This window comes from Kribbella speibonae, from assembly GCF_004331375.1.
Taxonomy (GTDB): Bacteria; Actinomycetota; Actinomycetes; order Propionibacteriales; family Kribbellaceae; genus Kribbella; species Kribbella sindirgiensis.
Window position 1 is genome coordinate 961,087 of record NZ_SJKC01000002.1, and the last position, 20,741, is coordinate 981,827.

Consider the following 20,741-nt stretch of genomic DNA (forward strand, 5'->3'; position numbering starts at 1 on the left):
GATCGGCCGCCGCCTACACTCGAAGGCGTGAGGGCGATCAGGTACGTGGAAGCCGGATTCGGCGCCGACGCGGTGGGCTACGAGACCGCGTGGGCCGAGCAGCGACGACTGCACTCGGAGGTTGCCGAGGGCACCGGCTCGGACACGGTGATCCTGCTCGAGCACCCGCCGGTCTACACGGCGGGCAAGCGCACCGAGCCGCACGAGCGGCCGCTGGACGGTACGCCGGTGGTCGACGTGGACCGGGGCGGCAAGATCACCTGGCACGGCCCCGGGCAACTGGTCGGGTACCCGATCGTCAAGCTCGCCTCCCACGTGTACGTCGTGGACTACGTCCGGCGGCTCGAGGAGGCGCTGATCGCCGTCTGCGCAGACCTCGGGGTGAAGACCGGCCGGGTCAAGGGCCGCAGCGGCGTCTGGGTCGCGGCCGACGACCGCGGCCGGGAGCGGAAGATCGCCGCGATCGGCATCCGGGTCGCGCAGGGCGTGACCATGCACGGGTTCGCGCTGAACTGCAACAACGACCTCACCTGGTTCGACCGGATCGTCCCGTGCGGCATCTCGGACGCCGACGTCACCACGCTCTCCAAGGAACTCGGCCGTGAGGTCACGACCACCGAGGTCCTCGCCTCGGTACGCCGGCACCTCGACGAGCTCCTCGCCTGGGACGAGTACGAGCGCAGCCCGGACATCGACCACCACGAGGAGCCGCCGACCGCGATCACCTACGGGTTGACAGTCTGAGCCTCGAGCCCGACCTCCGCGCGCCAGTCGCCGTGCAACGAGCGCAACCGATCGGCGATCTCGGGTTGCGCTGACAGCTGGTTGGTCTGCTCGCCGATGTCGTCGGCCAGGTTCGCGAGGAACCAGCCCTCCCCCATCGGCGCGTGCTCGTAGTCGCGCAGGTGCCGCGTGTTGGCGTCGTCCGCCACCCAGCTGAGCTTCCACTCCCCCGACCGCACCGCCCACTGGAACCCGCAGTCCCAGTGCAGATTCTCGTGCGCGGCCGCAGCGGTCCCGGTCAGCACGGGCAGGAGGTCGACACCGTCGGCGCCTTGCACGGTCGCGCCCGCTGCGGCGGCCAGTGTTGGGACCAGGTCCATCGTGCTGACGAGTGCGTCCGTACGGCGTCCCGCCGGCAACCGGTCCGGCCAGCGCCAGAGCATCGGGACGCGGATGCCGCCGTCCCACAGCGTGTACTTCGTCCCGCGCAGCGGCGCGTTGTCGCCGAAGTTGCAGGTCGATCCGCCGTTGTCCGTCACGTACACGACGATCGTGTCGTCGCCTGCCAGGTCGAGCAGCCGCCCGATCTCGGCGTCCATCAGCTCCAGCTGGGCGAGGTAGTACTCGCGACCGTGCGGCAGGTTCGGCACGATCACGTCGTCGTACCACTCCATGAACGGTCCGTCCGCATCCGGTGACCAGTCGCGGAACGCCGGCAGACCCCGTGCCTCCAGCTCGGAGTCGGGCAGCTGCCAGCAGAAATTGTGGACGGCGTTGAACGCCACCATGCAGAAATACGGCCGCTCGTCGTCCGCATCCATGAACTCCGCCGCGCGGCGACCGAACTCCGCGGTCAGGAACCCCTCGTGCTCAACTGGCTCGTCCCCCGACAGCAGCGGCTGCACGGCCATGTGGTGTGCGGCCGGCTGACCGTACGACTCGACCGACTCGTCGGAGTGATGCATGTAGTTCAGCCGCCCGAACGACTGCCCTGCCAGCCCGTACAGCGTCTCCTCGAACCCGTGGTGCGGCGGACACGCCCTGTCCCCCACATCCTCTTTCCCGTAGTGCACCTTGCCGAAGTACCCCGTCCGGTACCCCTGGTCGCGCAGGATCTCCGCGAGCGTCGGTACGTCGTCCGGCGGGAACGCGGCCGAGTCGAACCATTGGCCGCCCCACCGCTGCTGGTACCGCCCGGAGATGATCGACGCCCGCGACGGGCTGCAGATCGGCGCCGTCACGTAGGCGTCCGTGCAACTCACTCCCTCCGCGGCCAGCCGGTCCAGCGCCGGAGTGCGGACGTCGGGCTGCACCCCGAGCGCGCTGCGGTCGGCGTACCCGTGGTCGTCGGAAACGATCAGCAGAATGTTCGGAGCGGGCAACAGCTCATCCTCTCGCAAGCCGCGCAGCCTGGTCTGACTTTGCACGGGCATCGGTCGCGTCAGGGTCCAGCAGCAATCTCAGCTCAGCATCCAGTCGCTGCACCAGAGCCGTCTCACCGGACAGGTCGTGGAGCTCCAGAGGGTCGTCGTCGACGTTGAAGACCTGTGGCGCGTGTGCGGACCCGTAGTAGCAGTACTTCCACGGCCCGGACTTCAGCATGAAGCCACCATCGACCATGCCCTGTGCGTGGTACTCCGACAGCACAGGTCTGTCCTGAGCCTCCAGCAACGTCCTACCGGGCAAAGCGGTGTCGGGTGCCAGACCGGCCGCGTCTCGGAGGGTGGGGAGCACATCGATCAGACCGACGTGTGCGGCGCTCCGGCCTGGCTGCAACGACGGGTGGCGCAGGAGCAGCGGGATACGTACGGCGGGTTCGTAGAAGCACTGTTTCTGCCAGATGCCCTGGTGACCGGCCATCTCGCCGTGGTCGCTGGTGTAGAGGACCACTGTGTCGTCCGGTACGGCGGCCAGCAGCCGGCCGATCTGGTGGTCAAGGTGACTGATCAGCGCCCAGTAGCAGACTGTCGCCTCCCGGATCTGCTCCTCCGTCAGCGGCTCGTCGTTACGGAACCCGTGCCGTAGCAGAGAGATCACCGGGTGCTGTTCGTCTGCGACGGCAGGTAGCTCGACGTCGGCCGTGTCGTACAACGCGCGGTGCTCCGGTGGTGCAACCAACGGGAAGTGCGGGTGCATGTAGCCGACGTACAGCAGGAACGGGTCCTCGCCTGGGTCGCGCAGGAACTCCACAGCGGCATCCGTCGCGGCTACGTCGTGCTGGGTATGGACGTGGTCGCCCGACCCTTGTTCAGTGACATGAGAGTTGGTCGGGCGTCGCCAGTCCGCCGTACGACGGGGTGGACGGCCGCTGTGGTCGAGCCAGAAGTCCAGGTCGTCGGTGAGACGGCGGTCGAAGCCGAGCACGCGGTCTGGTCCGTTGAAGTGCGTTCGGCCCGCGATGACCGAGGTGTAGCCGGCTTCGCGCAGGTGATGGCCCCAGGTGCGGTACGCCGCGTCCGGGATGACGCCGTTGTCCCAGGCCCCGATCTGGTGCACGTACTGGCCGGCCATGAGCGAGAGGCGGGACGGCACGCACATCGGGCTGTTGGTGTACGCGCGGTCGAACGCGACGCCCTGCGCGGCCAGGCGATCCAGGTGTGGCGTCCGGACGTGCGGATGACCCGCCCAGCCGGCCGCCGCGGCGGTGTGTTCGTCGGACAGGACCACGACGATGTTCGGTGGGCGCATGGCTCCTACCCTAGGCAAGCGGTTGCCTGTGTGGGTCAGCCCAAGGGTGCGCCGAAGTGTCTGCGGGGTGTAACCGCTGTTCGTCGCTACCTTGGGGGTGTGTCCAAATTTCTTGGGTTCTTGCTCGGCGTAGCTGTTGCTCTGGCCGGACCGGCCGTGTTCGGGGTCCTCGCGGCGCCGGGTGGTATCGAGCTGAACGCGAAGGGGATGGCGCTTGCCTTCGGCATCGGCGCGCTGGTCTTCTGGGCCGTGGTGTCGTACTTCTCCGGGGCCGGTGCGCTGGGGGCGTTCATCGCCTTCGGCGTCCTGATCTACTGCTGGCTGTGGATCCCGAACCGGACCACGAACTTCCTCAACGACGTCCCGGGCGTCACCAACGGGATGATCGACGGATCGAAGCAGTACACGCTGAACGGCGTGGTGCCGATCCTCGGGGTGATCTCGCTGGTGTACGCGATCCAGCTGATCGTCCAGGGCGTCCAGCGCCGGCGGCGGGAGCGGGTCGAGGCCGACCGGCTGCAGCGCGAGCAGGAAGCCGCGCAAGCGCAGCAGGAGGCGGACGTCGCCGCGGTGTATCCGGTTGCCGGGGGCACCTATCAGGCGCCGGCGGCGTACGAGAGTCACACGCGGTACGACGACCTGTTCGACGAGCCGGCGGCGGCGCAGCCGCGGAACCAGGCCGACGATCAGACGCGGCAGTTCCCGGTCGGCGAGGCGGAGGAGTTCGAGCACACCCGCCAGTTCCCGGAGCCAGATGCCGAGAGCAACTACACCGGCGAGGACACGGTCATCGCACCTCCCCCCGCGCCGGAGGAGCCGGTCGCACAGCAGGAGCCGGTCGCGCAGACCCCGCCCGCAGCTGAGGTGAACGAGCCGGCCGAGGAAACCCAGCCGGTGGAAACCAAGCAAGCGGTCGAGCCGAAGCCCGAGGCAGTCACCCCGGCCGAGGAAACTCAGCCGGTGAAGACGGAGCCGCAGGCGGCCGCGCCGGTTGAGGAGACCCAGCCGATGGACGCGGCGGTGGAAGAGGCTCAGCCGACGGAGGCCAAGCCCGACGCAACCGAGCCCGCCGAGGACACCCAGCCGGTCGAGGCCAAGCCGCAAGCGGTTGAGGAGACTCAGCCGGTTGAGGTCAAGCCGCAGGTGAGTGAGAAGGCTGAGCCGGTTGAGGAGAAGAAGATGGAGCGGGGGGAGAAGATGGGGTCTCAGTATCGGGAGCGGATGGAGGACCCGGAGGACACCGGGGAGTTCCACCTCGCGTTCGAGAACCCCGTGGTGAAGCCCGCCTAGCCTGAGAGGGACTCAGGCGACGTGCATGCGCTGCTGGTGCTGGTCCCGGCGCGCGTGCTCGGTGATGGCCTCGTCGTACGCCGCGCTCGCCATCTGCAGCACGTCGCCCGCCATCTGGGCCCGCGGTGAGTCGGTGCTCCACGCGAGCACCAGCTTCCGGTGAATCGGGTCACCGACCAGCGTGCGCGTGGTGACATCGGCCGAAAGCATCCGGTACGACGTGGGCGAGATCAGCGCCACGCCCTGACCACTGGTCACGAACCCCATCAGCACCGACGTATCCACCGAGTGATGCTCCACCCGAGGCTGGAACCCAGCCGCCTCGCACGCCGCCCGGAACAGTACGTGGAACCCGCTGTCGTCCGGCGGCTCACCGATCCACTCCTCGCCCGACAGCGACGCGAGATCGACCTCGCCCCGCGTCCGCGACGCCTCAGCCACCGGGTGGTCCGCCGACAAGGCGACGTACGCCGACTCGGACTCGACGACCGTGGTGGACTCGACCCCGGTCGGCAGCCGCAGCTCGAACCCGGGGAACTCCCGGAGCAGCGCGAAGTCCAGCCGCCCGCTCTCCAGCTGCTGCAGGAGCACGCTGGTGGACCACTCGACCTCGATGCTGACCTGCTCGATCTCGCCGTGGGCACGCAGCCGGGACGCGATCCCGGACATCGGCGCGGTCGGGAACCCGCCGAGCCGGACCGCCGACGACTCGACCGCGGTCATCGCGGACACGGTCGCCGACAGGTGGTCGACGTCGACCAGGATGGCCCGCGCGCGATCGACGGCGTACCGGCCGAGCGGCGTCGGCTTCACGCCGGTGCGGGAGCGTTCGAACAGCTCACCGCCGAACGCGGCCTCGATCCGTTTCAGCTGCGCGGTCAGGCTCGGCTGGCTGACCTTGAGCCAGCGGGCGGCCCGTCCGACGGACCCCGCTTCTGCCACCAGGACCACCACCCGCAGGTGGCGCAGCTCAACGTTCATGCGTTGAGACCGTAGTCGAGGTCTGGACACAGCACACAGCGACCCTACATTGCGGTTTCGTCACAGCCGGGCCCGGAGCTGTAACGCCGGGCCCGGTCGTGACGATGTGCTACTTCGATTCGAGCGCCAGCGCCTCGCGGTAACCGAGCCGGCGGCCGGTCTGCAGCAGCGTGCGCTCGTACAGCCGCGCACCCACCCGGACGATCAGCACGGTCGCGACCAGCAGCAGCGCGATCGCGGCCAGCGGCTGCCAGACCGGCACGTCCTCGGTGAGCATCCGGCCCGGCATCGACATCGACGACGCGATCGGGACGAACGACGCCACGGTCTTGGCCGACGATCCCGCGAACACCGAGAAGAAGAACGGGATCATCAGGATCATCTGCCCCGGCAGCGTGGTCGACCCGAGATCCTCCTGCCGCGTCGCCAGCGAACCGGCGACCGCCCAGAGCCCGGCCAGGGCGACGAACCCGAGCACGAAGAACACCACGAACCACCCGGCGACCGGCGCGACGACCTCGAGGATGTCGGCCTGGTCGGTGGCGAGCAGCCCGATCAGCGACGCACCCGCGATCACGACGATCTGGCTGAGCGCCAGCACCGTGTTGCCCAGCACCTTGCCCCACAGCAGCGACCGGATCGGCACCGCGGCGGCGAGGATCTCGACGACCCGGCTCTCCTTCTCCTGCACGACGCTCTGCGCGATCATCATCCCGAAGCCGAGCGCGGTCATGTAGAACACCAGCGCCAGCCCGATGTTCACGAAGTCGGAGACGATGTCCGGCAACGGGCCCGGTTTGAGCAGTTGCAGCGAGACCTTGGTGCCGGCGTGCAACTCCGCCGGGCTCAGTCCCACCTTCCCGGCGTTCGCTTCCATCCCGACGGCGGCGGCTGCCTCCCGCAGGGCGCCTTCGATGCCCGAGTCGACGCGGTCCTTTCCGAGGACGACGTACCCGTCCGCGTCCGGCAGCAGCGCGGCCTTCACCTTGCCGTCGGTGACGGCCTTCTCAGCGGCCGGCCGGTCTGCGAAGCGGGTCGCTTCGTAGCCGTCGCCGCCCGCGGTCGCCGACGCCGTCTGCACGACCTTCTGGCCCGCGTCGTCGATCACGCCGATCTTGTCCGCGCCGCCCTTGCCGGCGAGGATCGCGGGCAGGATGACCGCGACCATCACGATCAGCAGCATCACCAGCGTCGAGCCGATGAACGTCTTGTCCCGCAGTTTCGTGGTGATCTCGCGTTCCGCGATCAGCACCCACGGCTTGTCCAGGGTCTTCATCGGGTCGCCTCCCGGAAGACGTCGCTGAGCGCCACCCGCTCCGGCCCGAACTCGAGCACCGGCCCGCGACTGATCGCCTCGGAAAGGATCTTCTGCTCCACCGCTTCATCGAGTACGTCGAACAACGCCGTACCGCCGGCCACATCACGCACCTGGATCCCGCGCACGTCCCGCAGCCACCCGGCGTCGCCATCCACCACCAGGCGGTACGTCGATGTGGCGCTGGACGCCAGCTCGGACACTGCGCCCGCCGCGACGACCTTGCCGCGGGATAGGACGACGAGGTCGTCGCACAGCCGCTCGACCAGGTCGAGCTGATGGCTGGAGAACAGCACCGGTACCTCCGGCGTCACCTCCTCGCGGAGCAGGTCAACCATCGCGTCGACGGCGAGCGGGTCGAGGCCGCTGAACGGCTCGTCCAGCACCAGCGCGATCGGCTCGTGGACCAGCGCGGCCGCGATCTGCACCCGCTGCTGGTTGCCCAGCGACAGCGTCTCGAGTACGTCGGACGCGCGCTCGGCGAGCCCGAGCCGCCCGAGGATCTTGTCGGTCCGCGTCCCGGCGCGCTCCGGGTCGAGTCCGTGCAGCCGGCCGAAGAACACCAGCTGGTCGCGGATCTTCATCTTCGGGTACAGCCCGCGTTCCTCGGGCATGTAGCCGAAGTCCCGGCGTACATCCCCGGTCAGCAGCTTGTCCTGCCACCGCACCTCGCCGGCCGTCGCGGCCAGGACCCCGAGGATGATCCGCATCGTCGTCGTCTTCCCGGCGCCGTTGGCCCCGACGAATCCGGTCATCCGTCCCGGAACGACGTCGAAGGTCACGTCGTCCAGCGCCAGATGATCACCGAACCGCCGGGTGAGGCCTGCCACCCTGAGCATGTGTCACCGTTCCCATCAGCTAGCCAAAACTTCCAACGCTGCCAAAGCTAGTCAGCCGAGGTACGCCGGCACGTCGCCCGTGAGGGTGATCAACGACGTCATCCGTACGACGGACGCATCACCCGGTCGGGTCGTCGCCCGGGGTGACGAGGCCGCATTCGTAGGCGAAGACGACGGCCTGGACGCGGTCGCGCAGGCCGAGCTTGAGAAGGACCCGGGAGACGTGGGTCTTCACGGTGGCTTCGCCGACGTACAACTGGCTGGCGATCTCGGTGTTGGTCAGGCCGCGGGCGATCAGGCCGAGGACCTCGCGTTCGCGGTCGGTGAGGTCCGCGAGCAGGTCTGGGCGGTAGACGCGTTCCCCGCCGCCGGTGAATCGTTTGATCACCCGCCGGGTCACCTCGGGCGCGAGCAGCGCATGGCCGGAGTGCACGACCTGGATCGCCTCCACCAGGTCCTCGGGCGCGGTGTTCTTGAGCAGGAACCCGCTCGCGCCGGCGCCGAGCGACTCGAAGAGGTAGTCGTCACGGTCGAAGGTGGTGAGGATGACGACCTTGCCGGCGTCCTCGGCGACGATCCGCTGCGTCGCGGAGATCCCGTCCATCCCGGGCATCTGGACGTCCATCAGTACGACGTCCGGCCGCAACGCCAGCGCGAGTTCGATCGCCTTCTCGCCGTCCGCGGCCTCGCCGACCACCTCGATCTCCGGCTCGACCGACAGGATCATCCGGAACCCTGCCCGCACCAGGTCCTGATCGTCGACCAGGAGCACGCGCATCGCTTCAGTCATCTCAAGATCCCCCAGCCAACGGACGGTTCTGCGGATCCAGCGGGATCCGCACCCGGACGCGGAATCCTCCCACGGGTCGCGGGCCGATCTCGCTCTCGCCGCCGAGCAGGCCGACCCGTTCGCGGATCCCGACATGGCCGAGCCGGCTGCCGACCGGGGCGTGTTTCGGGCGGCCGTCGTCGAGGACCTCGAGCTCGACCGCGTCCCCGAGATAACGCAGCGTGACGTGGGCGCTGCGGGCCGTCGAGTGCTTGCGGACGTTCGCGAGCGCCTCCTGCGCGATCCGGTACACCGACACCGAGACGGTCTTCGGCAGCTCGGCCGGCGACCCGATCTGGTGGAAGCCGACCTCCAGGCCGAGGCTGTTCGCCTCCGCGATCAGCGCCGGCAGCCGGTCCGCACCGGCCTGCGGCTCCTTCGGATCCGGAGTCCCGACGTCGAGGTCCGGATCGGCCGAGCGGAGCATGCCGAGCAGCTGGCGCATCTCGTTCACCGCGCTCCGGCTGGATTCCTCGATCACGTTCAGCGCGTTCTTCGCGGCGTCCGGGTCGGTGTCCATCACCCGCCGGGCGCCGCCGGCCTGGATCCCGATGCTGCTGATGTGGTGGGCGACGACATCGTGCAGCTCGCGGGAGATCCGCAGCCGCTCGTCGAGCACCGCGCGCCGCGAGTTCGCGTCCTGCTGCGCCGCCAGCTCGGTCGCCTGCTGCTCGAGCTCGAACCGCTGCCGCGCGGTCGCCCACGCGGTCCGGCCCCAGAAGTACGCGCCGAAGAAGTACAGAGCGTTGAGCGCGACGGCGATGATCACGTTCGAGACGTACGGCGAGAACAGGGCCTGGTTCGGCCCCTCGATCGCGTTGTTCCGCAGCGCGTGCACGAAGTTGAGCGTCAGCCAGCCGAACATCACCACGAAGACGACCGCGATCGCCGCTTTCATCAGCCGCCGGTCGCGCGCCCACGCCACCGCGGCGTAGATCGCCATGAACATGGTCGCCTGCGTGATCAGGTTGCCGCCGAAGGCGAACAGGACCCGCTCCCCGTTCACGACGAACAGCGCCGCGACCACCAGCACGACCGGGATCGGCCAGCGGCGGCGGAAACACAACGGCAGCGCCACGGCCGCGCTGAGCACGTACGGCTCCACACCGCCGATCCCGAGATCCACCGGGGTCGGCGAGCCGCCGCGGGCGAGTTCGGTCCCGAACACCGCCGCGAGCGCCATCGCGAGACCGAGAAGTACGTCGTACCGCTGCTCACGGGCCGTCGGCGCGGGACGGGTCCAGCCGCGCACCGCCGTACCGGACGCCGATGGCATCACGGGTTCGGCATCCGTACGCAGCTCAACGGTGGACATAGCTCATCAGCCTACGGGTGAATCACGCCTGACCGGGGACGCGTACCCTTGAGGGCGTGACCATCGCCCCAGAAGGACGGAAACTGCTCAGGCTCGAGGTGCGCAACGCGGAGACCCCGATCGAGCGCAAACCCGAGTGGATCAAGACCCGCGCCAAGATGGGCCCGGAGTACCAGGCGCTGCAGAAGCTCGTGAAGTCCGAGCAGCTGCACACGGTGTGCCAGGAAGCCGGCTGCCCGAACATCTTCGAGTGCTGGGAGGACCGCGAGGCGACCTTCCTGATCGGCGGCGACCAGTGCACCCGGCGCTGTGACTTCTGCCAGATCGACACCGGCAAGCCGGAGGCGCTGGACCGCGACGAGCCGCGCCGCGTCGCCGAGTCGGTGCGCACCATGGGCCTGCGGTACGCGACCGTGACCGGTGTGGCCCGTGACGACCTGGACGACGGCGGCGCCTGGCTGTACGCCGAGACGATCCGCCAGATCCACGAGCTGAACCCGGGCACCGGTGTGGAGATGCTCGCGCCGGACTTCAACGCCGTCCCCGAGCAGTTGGCCGAGGTGTTCTCGTCGCGGCCGGAGGTGTTCGCGCACAACGTCGAGACGGTGCCGAGGATCTTCCGCCGGATCCGGCCGGGATTCCGGTACGAGCGCTCGCTGGACGTCATCACCCAGGCCCGTGACTACGGGCTGGTCACCAAGTCGAACCTGATCCTCGGCATGGGCGAGACCCGCGACGAGGTCAGCCTGGCGCTGAAGGACCTGCACGCGGCGGGCTGCGAGATCATCACGATCACGCAGTACCTGCGGCCCTCGGTGCGGCACCACCCGGTCGAGCGCTGGGTGAAGCCCGAGGAGTTCGTCGAACTGGACGCCGAAGCGCAGGAGATCGGATTCGCCGGAGTCATGTCCGGTCCGCTGGTACGGTCCTCGTACCGCGCCGGACGGCTGTACCGTCAGGCCGTTGAGTCACGTATGAACAACCAGGACAGGTAGAGATGGCCAAGAACGACGCGCCCGAAGAGAAGACCAGCCGGCTGAAGCAGATCCGGTCGGCGTACCAGCTCACCAGGAAGTCCGAGCCACTGGTCGGCCTGGTGCTGGCCGGGATCTTCCTCGGCATCGTCGGTCTCGCCGTGCTCGGCGGATTCCTGCTGGGTCCGCTGCTGGTGTGGATCCCGCTCGGCGTCGCGCTCGGCTTCCTGGCCGCCACGATCGTCTTCGGCCGCAAGGTCGAGAAGGCGGCGTACAGCCAGATCGAGGGCCAGGCCGGTGCGGCGGCGTCCGCGCTGCAGACGCTGCGCCGCGGCTGGAGCGTCGACCCCGCGGTCGCGGTCACCAAGAACTCCGACATCGTCCACCGGGTGGTCGGCAAGCCCGGCATCATCCTGGTCGGCGAGGGGCAGGCGAGCCGGGTGAAGAACCTGCTCGCGGCCGAGGCCAAGAAGCACAACCGGGTCGCGGGCGGCGCGCCGGTCACCCAGATCGTGGCCGGTAAGGGCGAGGGCGAGATCGACATCCGGAAGCTGACCAAGTACGTGATGAAGCTGCCGGCCGTGATGCAGCCGAGCGAGATCACCGACCTGCTGCAGCGGCTGAAGGCGCTGGACGCCGTCCGGCCGCAGGTGCCGATGCCGAAGGGCCCGGTGCCGACGAGCCTCAAGGGCGCGCGTCAGGCGATGCGCGGCCGGTAGGTGTTGCCGGGATTGGCGTTGCCGGGGGGCGACGAGTAGTTCTCTCTGCGTGAGATGGCGGTAACTCCTACGCCGCTCAGCAGTTGATCAGTCGTGACGTGGCACGAGAGTGCCTCCGTGTCGCGTCTTGGGGTGGAGGTCGAGCCGTAAGGTGCGACCAGGACGGATCGAGGACACGAGGTTGACGACCATGACGGATCTCCTACCGGCGGTTGTGCATCAGCCGGCGACCGAGACCTGGCCCAGCCTTGCCCCGCCGCGGTCGAACCCGGTCCGGAGGTACGGCGCGGCCACCGCGATCAAGCTGATCGCGAAGGACCTGCCGGCCACGATCCACCTCGACAGCAACCGGTCGTACGGCCTCGGCGGCCCCGCCATGCGGGTGCACCGTACGTCGGCGTTCCTGGACCGGCTCGGGCAGGACGCCGGCTCCGGGTTCGGCGAGGCGTACCTGGCCGGCGACTGGGATCCGGAGCCGGGCACCGACCTGGCCGACCTGCTGGTTCCGTTCGCCGAGCGCTTCAGCAACGAGGAGACCCGGCACCTGCTGCCGAAGTGGGCGCAGTCGCTGCGCTGGCTGGTCACCCGGTCGCAGCCCGGCGAGCAGGAGAACGACCGGGCCGGCGCCCGCGAGAACATCAGCCGGCACTACGACCTGAGCAACCCGATGTTCTCCGAGTTCCTCGATCCGACGCTGACCTACTCCGCCGCGTACTTCGGCGGCGACCCGACGGCCGATCTCGCGACCGCGTCGTACGACGAACTCACCGCCGCCCAGCTGCGCAAGCTCGACTCGATCCTCGACGCGGCCGGAGTACGGTCCGGGTCCCGCGTGCTCGACATCGGCTGCGGCTGGGCCAGCCTGGCGATCCGCGCCGCGCAGCGCGGCGCGTGGGTCACCGCGATCACGATCGCCTCGCAGCAGGCGTTGCTGGCACAGCGCAAGATCGCCGAGGCCGGTGTCGGCGACCGGGTGCAGGTCGCGTTGCGCGACTACCGCGACCAGATCGGCGAGTTCGACGCCGTCCTGAGTGTGGAGATGATCGAGGCGGTCGGCGAGAAGTACTGGCCGGTCTACTTCGACGCGATCGAGCGGCGGCTCGCGCCCGGCGGCGTCGGCGTCGTGCAGGCGATCGTGATGCCGCACGAGCGGATGCTCGCGACCCGGAACACGTTCACCTGGGTGCAGAAGTACATCTTCCCCGGCGGGCTGATCCCGTCGATCAAGGTGATCGAGGACGTCACCGCGCAGCACACCGGACTGCGCGCGGAGGTGATCCGGCACCTCGGCGGGGACTACGCGCGGACCCTGCGGGTCTGGCGGAACCGGTTCATCGAGCACTGGCCGGCGATCGGGGCACTCGGGTTCGACGACACGTTCCGGCGGATGTGGGAGTTCTACCTCGCGTACTCCGAGGCGGGCTTCCGGACCGGGTACCTGGACGACGTACAGCTGCTCCTCACGCGGCGCTAGCGGCGTACGACGATCGTCCGCGCGGCCAGGTCGTGCAGCCCGCGCCGGTCGCGGTCGAAGATCACCGCGGGGATCAGCAGGCTGACAAGCAGCGCGCGGAGGATGCCCGCCAGCAGACCGGGCGGCGCGGTGAACGTCTTGCCGTCGCGGACCGGAAGCACCCGCAGATCGCAGATCCGGTGGCCGATGCTGCCGCCCGCCAAACCGGTCAGGATCCCGGTCGTCACGGCGAAGAGGGCCGAGTGCATCACCCCGAAGTCACTGCCGCCCGCCCACATCGGGCGGCCCATCACCACGGACGCGATCAGTCCCGCGATCAGCCAGTCGATCAGCAGCGCGAGCAGGCGGCGGCCCCAGGTCGCGACCGAGCCCGCACCGTCCTCGGGAAGGCCCAGCCGATTGCCCGGGTAACGGAATTCTTCGGAGGGTCCGGTTGCGGCTGCCGAGGATGATGCCATGATGTCTAGCCTACGGACACGCCTCGGGACGGTCTTACGCGGACCGCGATATCTCAGGGCGTCACCGCCGTACACCAGTGGGTCAGCGCGGACACGCTGGGCGTAACATCCGCGAAACATCAGGGTCACGACGGAGAAACCGGCGGGCCCTACGTTCAGATGCAATCTCTGAGCCACCCTAGGAGTACGTATGTTTTCCAGCGCTGAGGAGCTGCTCGCCTACGTCAAGAACGAGGGCGTCGAGATCGTCGATGTCCGGTTCTGTGACCTGCCGGGCATCATGCAGCACTTCACCGTCCCGGTGTCGTCGTTCGGTCCCGAGGTCTTCGAGGACGGCCTCGCCTTCGACGGTTCGTCGGTCCGCGGTTTCCAGCAGATCCACGAGTCCGACATGAAGCTGCTGCCGGACCCGACCAGCGCGTACGTCGACGAGTTCCGCAGCGCCAAGACGCTGGTGGTCAACTTCTTCGTGCACGACCCGCTGACCGGCGAGGCGTACTCGCGTGACCCGCGCAACATCGCCCGCAAGGCGCAGGAGTACCTGAAGTCGACCGGCATCGCGGACACCGCGTTCTTCGCGCCGGAGGCCGAGTTCTACGTCTTCGACGACGTCCGGTTCGAGACCAAGGCGAACTCCTCGCACTACTCGATCGACTCCATCGCCGGCGCCTGGAACACCGGCCGGGTCGAGGACGGCGGCAACCGCGGCTACAAGGTCCGCTACAAGGGTGGCTACTTCCCGGTCGCGCCGACCGACCACTTCGGCGAGCTGCGCGACGACATCACGCTGGCGCTGGAGCGGTCCGGCCTGATCGTCGAGCGCGCCCACCACGAGGTCGGCACGGCGGGTCAGGCCGAGATCAACTTCCGCTTCGACGAGCTGCTCAAGGCCGCCGACGACGTGATGAAGTTCAAGTACATCGTCAAGAACACCGCCTGGAAGGCCGGCAAGACCGCGACCTTCATGCCGAAGCCGATCTTCGGTGACAACGGCTCCGGCATGCACTGCCACCAGTCGCTGTGGAGCAACGGCGACCCGCTGTTCTACGACGAGTCCGGGTACGGCGGCCTGTCCGACACCGCCCGCTGGTACATCGGCGGCCTGCTCAAGCACGCCCCGTCGCTGCTGGCCTTCACGAACCCGACCGTGAACTCGTACCACCGCCTGGTGCCGGGCTTCGAGGCGCCGGTCAACCTGGTCTACTCGTCCCGGAACCGCTCGGCCTGCATCCGGATCCCGATCACCGGCTCGAACCCGAAGGCGAAGCGGATCGAGTTCCGCTGCCCCGACCCGTCGGCGAACCCGTACCTGGCGTTCGCGGCGCAGCTGCTGGCCGGCCTGGACGGTATCCGCAACAAGATCGAGCCGGCCGACCCGGTCGACAAGGACCTCTACGAGCTGCCGCCGGAGGAGCACGCGGGGATCGCGCAGGTCCCGACCTCGCTGCCGGCCGTGATCGACGCCCTCGAGGCCGACCACGCCTTCCTCCTCGAGGGCGACGTCTTCACCGAGGACCTGATCGAAACCTGGATCGACCTCAAGCGCGACAACGAAATCGCCCCGATCCAGCTCCGCCCCCACCCGCACGAGTTCGAGCTGTACTACGACGTCTGAGTTCGTAGCCGAACACAAGCAGCCCACCCGGTTCGTCCGGGTGGGCTGCTTCGTTTTCAGGACAGGGTGTCGAGGGTCGCGAGTGTCTCGGTGTCGAGGTGGGCGTCGGCGGCGCGGAGGTTGTCTTCGAGGTGGTTGATGCTGCGGGTGCCTGGGATGAGGGCGGTGTGGTTGTTGTGGGCGAGGATCCAGGCTAGGCAGATCGTGGCGGGGGTGGTGCCGAGTTGGGCGGCGATTTGCTGTACGACGGGGTGCTCCGTGGGGGACGGGTTTTGGTCGAAGGCTGAGCCGAGGGGGAAGTACGGGATCCAGGTGATGTCGTTGGCTGCGCAGAGTTGGAGTTGTTGCTCGGAGGAGCGGTCCAGGAGGCTGTAGGCGTTTTGGACGCAGACGATTCCGGCTGGTAGCGCCTGCTCGAGTTGCTCGGTGCTGATGTTGCTGAGGCCGATTGCGCCGATCAGGCCTTCGTTGCGTAGGGCAATTAGTTCGGCCAGCTGGTCATCCAGCGGTACGACGTCGTCGCCGGACGCGATGAGGCCGGGGCCCTGGTCGGCTCGGCGGAGGTTGACTACGGGGACCTGCTCCAGGCCGAGCGACGTTAGGTCTAGATGGACCTGTTCGCGTAGTTGCTCCGGGCGCTGTGCCAGGGCCAGTGGCACGGGTGCGTCCACGCGGCGGGCGCCGACCTTGCTCACGATCACCAGGTCGTCGGGGTACGGGTGCAGGGCGGCCCGGATGTGCCGGTTGACCGTGGTGTGGCCGTAGAACGACGCGGTGTCGAGGTGGTTGATGCCGAGTTCCAGGGCCCGGTGCAGGACCGCGCCGGCCGCGGCGGCGTCGACGTGTTCGAGTTGCATCGCGCCGTACCCGATCCGCGCGATCTCGTACTGCCCGAGCTTGACCATGCCACCGGGGCCGCCCGGTCGTTCGGATGTCATCAGCTGTGTCCTCCGGTAGGCTAACTGGAGTTTTCTCCGTTTAACTCGACCGTAGCACTAACTGGAGGTTTCTCCACTTATGGGTGGGCAGACGCGACCGCTGCGGGCCGACGCGGCGCGGAAACGGGCGCAGGTGGTGGCAGCGGCCGGCGAGGAGCTGGCGGACCTCGCCCTGGCCGCGCGCGACGGCGAGCCGGCCCGCCTCTCGCTCGACCGGGTGGCCACCCGCGCCGGCGTCGGCATCGCCACGCTCTACCGGCACTTCCCCACGCGGGAGGCACTTCTCGAGGCCGTCTATCACCAGGAACTCGCTCGGTTGTGCGAGGCCGCGCCGGAGATGGCCGGGGCGGCTCCTGCGGACGCGGCGCTGCTCGCCTGGATGCACCGGTACATCGACTTCGTCGACTCCAAGCGCGCGATGGGAATCAGCCTCCGGGCCATGGTTGCCTCGGGCGCTGTCACGCAGTCGGACACCCGGGCCCGGCTGACCGCGGCGATCGCGCACTTCCTCGACGCCGGGGCGGCTTCGGGTGTACTTCGGAACGACGTACCTCCGGGAGACGTCGTCGCCGCGATGGCCGGAGCCGTGGTCGCCGCCGACCCGGACCAGCAGCGGGAGCAGACCGAGCGCCTCCTCGCACTGCTGGTCGAAGGTCTGCGCGCTCGTTAGGCGAAGGTCTGCGTGCCGATGACTTTCAACAGCGCCAGCTTGTCGCGGGCGTCGGTGCCCTCGATCGGGAGGAAGGCACGGACTCGTACGTCGGCCGCGGGCGTCAGGAGCGTTTCGCAGGTGAGGTCGAGCTCGCCGACCTCCGAGTTCAGGAACCGTTTGCGCGGCAGGCGGCGTACGCCGACTTCGTGGAGGTCCCACAACGCGCGGAACTCCTCGCTCTGGGCGACAAGGTCCTCGACCAGGCTGGTGACGTCCTGGTCGCCCATCCGGCGCCCGTAGGTACCGCGCAGGTCGGAGACGTGGGCGGCCGAGTGGGCATCCCAGTCCTCCTCGGGGAACAGCTGCCGGATCGCCGGATCGGTGAACCACAGCCAGGTCAGGTTCCGCGCGCGGCCGGCGCCGGAGCGGTGGCCGATGAGTACGTCGGCCAGCGCGTTCTGCCAGAGCACCTCGTCGAGGTCGGTGGCGACGAACACCGGGATGTCGTCGAGTCGCTCGACCAGACCGATCAGTCCCGGACCGAGGTGGCGTCCGGCGAGGCGGAGCGGCGGCGCGAGGCCGGCCAGGTGGTACAGGTGGTCGCGCTCGTCCAGATCGCAGCGCAGCGCGCGGGCGAGGCTGGCGACGATCGGCTCCGACGGGTTCGCGCCGCGGGACTGCTCCAGCCGCGAGTAGTAGTCGGTCGACATGCCGGCCAGCTGCGCAACCTCTTCCCGGCGCAGTCCCGGCGTACGGCGGCGCGCGCCGTCCGGAAGGCCGACGTCCGCCGGCCGGAGCAGCTCGCGGCGCCGGCGGAGGAAGTCGGCCAGGCCGTCACGATCGATCACACGTTCCATCATGCGTGACGCCCCGCACGCTATCCAGGGACAACCTGTCCGTGGATGAAGTGGGCCTTCTCCCCCGCTGCCGGCCGCTCCAAGGTGGAGGCAACACCAAGGAGGAAATACCATGCACTACCGCACGCTCGGCCGGACCGGTATCAAGGTCAGCCCGTATGCCCTCGGCGCGATGATGTTCGGTGCCGTCGGCAACAACGACCGCGAGGAGTCGATCCGGATCATCCACAAGGCCCTCGATGCCGGGATCAACTTCGTCGACACCGCCGACTTCTACTCGCACGGCGGCTCCGAGGAGATCGTCGGCGCGGCGCTGAAGGGCCGCCGGGACCACGTCGTGCTGGCCACCAAGTCGCACCTGCCGATGGGCGACGACCCGAATCAGCGCGGCAACTCCCGGCGCTGGATCATGACCGCGGTCGAGGACTCGCTGCGCCGGCTGCAGACCGACTACCTCGACCTCTTCCAGATGCACCGCCCGGATCCGGACACCGATATCGAGGAGACCCTGTCCGTGCTGACCGACCTGATCCGCAGCGGGAAGGTCCGCGCGATCGGTACGTCGACGATGCCGGCCAGTGAACTCGTCGAGGCGCACTGGGTCTCGGAGCGGCGCGGCCTTGAGCGGTTCCGGACCGAGCAGCCGCCGTACTCGATCCTCAATCGCGGGATCGAGCGCGAGGTGCTTCCGGTGGTGCAGAAGTACGGGATGGGTGCGCTCGTCTGGAGCCCGCTCGCCCAGGGGCAGCTGACCGGACGGGCGCCGGCGGACCTTCGGCGGACGGCGATGTTCCGGCACATGTCCGACGAGCGGCGGCTCGAGGTCGTCGAGCAGCTGATCCCGGTCGCCGACGCGGCCGGGCTCAAGCTGACCCATCTGGCGATGGCGTTCGCGATCGCGCACCCGGCGGTCACGTCCGCGATCATCGGTCCGCGCACGATGGACCACCTGGACGACGCGCTCGCCGGCGCCGACGTCGTCCTCGGCGACGACGTTCTCGATCAGATCGACAAGATCGTCCCACCGGGCACCGACGTCGGCCGGCTCGACATGGACTACGACACCCCGGCCGTTCTCAACCCGGCCCTGCGCCGCCGCCCGGTGGACGATCGTGCTGCTGCCTAGTTGTACGTAGCGGTTACGTGGTAGACCCTGCCGCCCCAGCCGTCGTCCGGGAACGAGTCGGAGATGCGGACGTAGCCGGTCTTGGCGGTGCCTAGGTGCGGCGTCAGGTCGAACGTCCGGACCGCCTTGTTCTCGCCGTCGTGGTACGGCGTCGTCTCGGTCGCGACCGTGGTCCAGTTCTGGCCGTCGCCGCTGACCTGGACGACAAACTGATTGTCGATTGTCAACGATACGGAGGCCGACGTGGTGTCGGACGGGAACGGGAAGCGGTAGACGAAGTACGAGTGCCCGTCGGCGAACCGGTTCTGTACGCCGTTGCTCTGCGACCCGTCCGCGTCCCACAGCCACGGCGTCTCGGCCGCCGTACCGGTGTCGAAGTCGGCGGTGTGCGCGACGAGGATGTCGGACCGGGTCGTGAACGACAGCTGCGATCCGGACGTCGCCGACGCGGTCACCGAATGCAGACCGTCCGGCGTACCAGCCGGAATCGTCACGTCGAGCTGCACCGTTTTCTCCACAGGTACGGCGTTTCCACGCGTCCGGAGGGTCACGGTCGTCCGGCTCGGCGTGACGGTCCAGCCGGACGGGGCGGAGGCCTTGACCACGGCCTGGATCACGTCGCCGACCGGGCCGGTGGCCTGTACGCCGACGTTCACCTTCACGTGGGTGGTGCTGCCGGTCGCGGGCATCACCACAGGCAGTGCCGGATCAGTTGTCGCGGACAACGATCGCACCGGCGGTGTCTGCGGTACGGCGGCGATCAGGGCGCTCAACGCGCTGGCCTGGGTACGCCAGTCGAACACGTTCGGGGTCGCGCCGGACCACCGCACGCCGAGCCGGTCGGCCGCGTCGTGATTGTTGTCCCAGATCGTCGCGGCCTGTTGCGCGACGAAGTCGGTGTAGCGACGGTCGTGCGTGGTGTCGGCGAGATCCATCCAATAGCGCATGAAGATGCCCTTGAACTGCTTGCCGTTGTCGTCACACGTGCGGCCCGGCGCATCGCAGGCCTCGGTCAGCACGCCGTCGGTCACCAGTCCGCCGGGTGCGATCGCCGCGTCCGCCAAGCGCCGTACCGTGGTCAACAGCTTCGGGTCGCGGGTCGCGCGCCAGAGCTCGAGGCCGGCGCCGATCGCGAGGCCCTGGTTGTAGCTCCAGACCGTGTCGCCGTTGCTCTCGCAGTTGCTCTTCAGGCCGTCGTTGACGAGGCCGGCGGAGTTGATCATGCCGCTGCCGGTGAACCAGTTCCAGCCTTCCTGCGCACGACCGAGCCAGCGCGTGTCGTGCGGCAGGCGGTTGTGCAGTTCGGCGGTCAGGCGGATCCAGAGCCCGTTGGTGACGGCGTTCTTGTAGGTGCGTTCACCGTCCCACCACACTCCCCCGCCGCACGAGCTCGGGTCCCAGTAGCCCTCGACGTACTCCGCGATCGTGACCGCCATGTCGAGGTACTTGCGGTTCTTGGTCAGGTCGTACGCCTGGATCCAGGTCAGGCCCCACCACTCGGAGTCGTCGATGGCGCGGCTGGTGAAGTTGCCGAGCAGCTCGTCACCGGACAGGTAGCCGGCCGGGAACTTGCCCTTGTCCTTCTCGAACGTGTTGTCCAGCTGCCCGAGGTAGCGCCGGTCGCCGGTGCGCTGCATGTAGTCGCCGATTGTCTGCAATGCGACAGCCGAGTTCCACCAGCTGGACGGGAACCAGGCCTTGTTCGGCTCGTACGAGCCCATCAGCACATCGGCCGCGACCCGCGCCCGCGCGGTCGCCGTCGCACCGGCGGACCCGGACGCGCCCGCGGCGCCGGCGGCTTGTGGCACCAGGGCCGCGGCGAGCAGGATCGCCCCGGCTGTCAGAACCTTCAGAATCTGCGCACGACGATTCACACGATCTCCTCGAGATGCTTCATGGCGGCTCGGCTCACCGAGGGGTGGAAAAACGGGGGAGGCTGGAAACGTTT

19 protein-coding genes are annotated in these 20,741 nt (G+C 68.8%); 8 read left to right on the forward strand and 11 right to left on the reverse strand.

Annotated features, from left to right (window positions below):
• Positions 1 to 27: 27 nt before the first annotated feature.
• Entirely contained in the window at positions 28 to 744 is a 717-nt protein-coding gene (lipB, locus tag E0H92_RS17840; protein WP_238152745.1) for a lipoyl(octanoyl) transferase LipB, read from the forward strand.
• On the opposite strand, the gene E0H92_RS17845 is transcribed toward lipB, so the two are convergent.
• Positions 726 to 2,105, reverse strand: coding sequence for a sulfatase family protein (locus E0H92_RS17845; RefSeq protein WP_238173476.1), 1,380 nt, complete (start codon positions 2,103 to 2,105; stop codon positions 726 to 728). The two genes, lipB and E0H92_RS17845, sit on opposite strands and share 19 nt — an antisense overlap.
• Before the next feature lie 4 nt (positions 2,106 to 2,109).
• Positions 2,110 to 3,411: a sulfatase-like hydrolase/transferase gene (locus E0H92_RS17850; protein ID WP_131496982.1), complete on the reverse strand. Its 1,302-nt coding sequence runs from the start codon at positions 3,409 to 3,411 to the stop codon at positions 2,110 to 2,112.
• 99 nt (positions 3,412 to 3,510) lie between these two features.
• On the opposite strand from E0H92_RS17850, the gene E0H92_RS17855 reads away from it, so the two are divergent.
• Entirely contained in the window at positions 3,511 to 4,701 is a 1,191-nt protein-coding gene (locus E0H92_RS17855) for an MFS transporter (RefSeq protein ID WP_131496983.1), read from the forward strand.
• A 12-nt stretch (positions 4,702 to 4,713) separates the two neighbouring features.
• Here the strand turns inward: E0H92_RS17855 and E0H92_RS17860 are convergent, their stop codons facing one another.
• The 5 genes from E0H92_RS17860 to E0H92_RS17880 form a co-directional block, all read right to left on the reverse strand.
• Positions 4,714 to 5,682 (reverse strand): LysR family transcriptional regulator, encoded by a 969-nt coding sequence (locus tag E0H92_RS17860; protein ID WP_131496984.1) that lies wholly within the window; start codon positions 5,680 to 5,682, stop codon positions 4,714 to 4,716.
• 109 nt (positions 5,683 to 5,791) lie between these two features.
• Positions 5,792 to 6,958, reverse strand: coding sequence for an ABC transporter permease (locus E0H92_RS17865; RefSeq protein WP_131496985.1), 1,167 nt, complete (start codon positions 6,956 to 6,958; stop codon positions 5,792 to 5,794).
• A complete protein-coding gene (locus E0H92_RS17870) occupies positions 6,955 to 7,836 on the reverse strand; it encodes an ABC transporter ATP-binding protein (RefSeq protein WP_131462525.1) in 882 nt (293 codons plus the stop codon). The genes E0H92_RS17865 and E0H92_RS17870 overlap by 4 nt, the downstream gene beginning before the upstream one ends.
• A 118-nt stretch (positions 7,837 to 7,954) precedes the next feature.
• Entirely contained in the window at positions 7,955 to 8,626 is a 672-nt protein-coding gene (locus tag E0H92_RS17875; RefSeq protein WP_131496986.1) for a response regulator, read from the reverse strand.
• A 1-nt stretch (position 8,627) separates the two neighbouring features.
• Positions 8,628 to 9,980: a sensor histidine kinase gene (locus E0H92_RS17880; RefSeq protein ID WP_238173477.1), complete on the reverse strand. Its 1,353-nt coding sequence runs from the start codon at positions 9,978 to 9,980 to the stop codon at positions 8,628 to 8,630.
• 56 nt (positions 9,981 to 10,036) lie between these two features.
• Between E0H92_RS17880 and lipA the strand changes: the two genes are divergently transcribed.
• The 3 genes from lipA (at position 10,037) to E0H92_RS17895 (ending at position 13,147) form a co-directional block, all read left to right on the forward strand.
• Positions 10,037 to 10,975 carry a lipoyl synthase gene (lipA, locus tag E0H92_RS17885; RefSeq protein ID WP_131462523.1) on the forward strand — a complete coding sequence of 313 codons (939 nt, stop codon included), beginning with the start codon at positions 10,037 to 10,039 and terminating at the stop codon, positions 10,973 to 10,975.
• A 2-nt stretch (positions 10,976 to 10,977) separates the two neighbouring features.
• Positions 10,978 to 11,673: a DUF4191 domain-containing protein gene (locus E0H92_RS17890; protein WP_131462522.1), complete on the forward strand. Its 696-nt coding sequence runs from the start codon at positions 10,978 to 10,980 to the stop codon at positions 11,671 to 11,673.
• Between the two features lie 190 nt (positions 11,674 to 11,863).
• Positions 11,864 to 13,147 carry an SAM-dependent methyltransferase gene (locus tag E0H92_RS17895; RefSeq protein WP_131496987.1) on the forward strand — a complete coding sequence of 428 codons (1,284 nt, stop codon included), beginning with the start codon at positions 11,864 to 11,866 and terminating at the stop codon, positions 13,145 to 13,147.
• On the opposite strand, the gene E0H92_RS17900 is transcribed toward E0H92_RS17895, so the two are convergent.
• On the reverse strand, positions 13,144 to 13,605 hold the full coding sequence (locus E0H92_RS17900) for an RDD family protein (protein WP_131496988.1): 462 nt from the start codon (positions 13,603 to 13,605) through the stop codon (positions 13,144 to 13,146). The genes E0H92_RS17895 and E0H92_RS17900 overlap by 4 nt on opposite strands.
• Positions 13,606 to 13,795: 190 nt before the next feature.
• Here E0H92_RS17900 and glnA point away from each other — a divergent pair, with 190 nt between their 5' ends.
• A complete protein-coding gene (gene glnA, locus E0H92_RS17905; protein ID WP_131342456.1) occupies positions 13,796 to 15,220 on the forward strand; it encodes a type I glutamate--ammonia ligase in 1,425 nt (474 codons plus the stop codon).
• A gap of 56 nt (positions 15,221 to 15,276) precedes the next feature.
• Here the strand turns inward: glnA and E0H92_RS17910 are convergent, their stop codons facing one another.
• Positions 15,277 to 16,158 carry an aldo/keto reductase gene (locus E0H92_RS17910; protein ID WP_131496989.1) on the reverse strand — a complete coding sequence of 294 codons (882 nt, stop codon included), beginning with the start codon at positions 16,156 to 16,158 and terminating at the stop codon, positions 15,277 to 15,279.
• A gap of 79 nt (positions 16,159 to 16,237) precedes the next feature.
• Here E0H92_RS17910 and E0H92_RS17915 point away from each other — a divergent pair, with 79 nt between their 5' ends.
• Positions 16,238 to 16,828, forward strand: coding sequence for a TetR/AcrR family transcriptional regulator (locus E0H92_RS17915; protein WP_131496990.1), 591 nt, complete (start codon positions 16,238 to 16,240; stop codon positions 16,826 to 16,828).
• Here the strand turns inward: E0H92_RS17915 and E0H92_RS17920 are convergent.
• Positions 16,825 to 17,670, reverse strand: coding sequence for a helix-turn-helix transcriptional regulator (locus tag E0H92_RS17920; protein WP_238173478.1), 846 nt, complete (start codon positions 17,668 to 17,670; stop codon positions 16,825 to 16,827). The genes E0H92_RS17915 and E0H92_RS17920 overlap by 4 nt on opposite strands.
• A 109-nt stretch (positions 17,671 to 17,779) precedes the next feature.
• Between E0H92_RS17920 and E0H92_RS17925 the strand changes: the two genes are divergently transcribed.
• Positions 17,780 to 18,793: an aldo/keto reductase gene (locus E0H92_RS17925; RefSeq protein ID WP_131496992.1), complete on the forward strand. Its 1,014-nt coding sequence runs from the start codon at positions 17,780 to 17,782 to the stop codon at positions 18,791 to 18,793.
• Here E0H92_RS17925 and E0H92_RS17930 read toward each other — a convergent pair.
• The gene (locus tag E0H92_RS17930) at positions 18,790 to 20,667 is read right to left on the reverse strand and encodes a glycoside hydrolase family 76 protein (RefSeq protein ID WP_131496993.1); all 1,878 of its coding nucleotides are present in this window, start codon (positions 20,665 to 20,667) and stop codon (positions 18,790 to 18,792) included. The genes E0H92_RS17925 and E0H92_RS17930 overlap by 4 nt on opposite strands.
• Between the last annotated feature and the right edge of the window lie 74 nt (positions 20,668 to 20,741).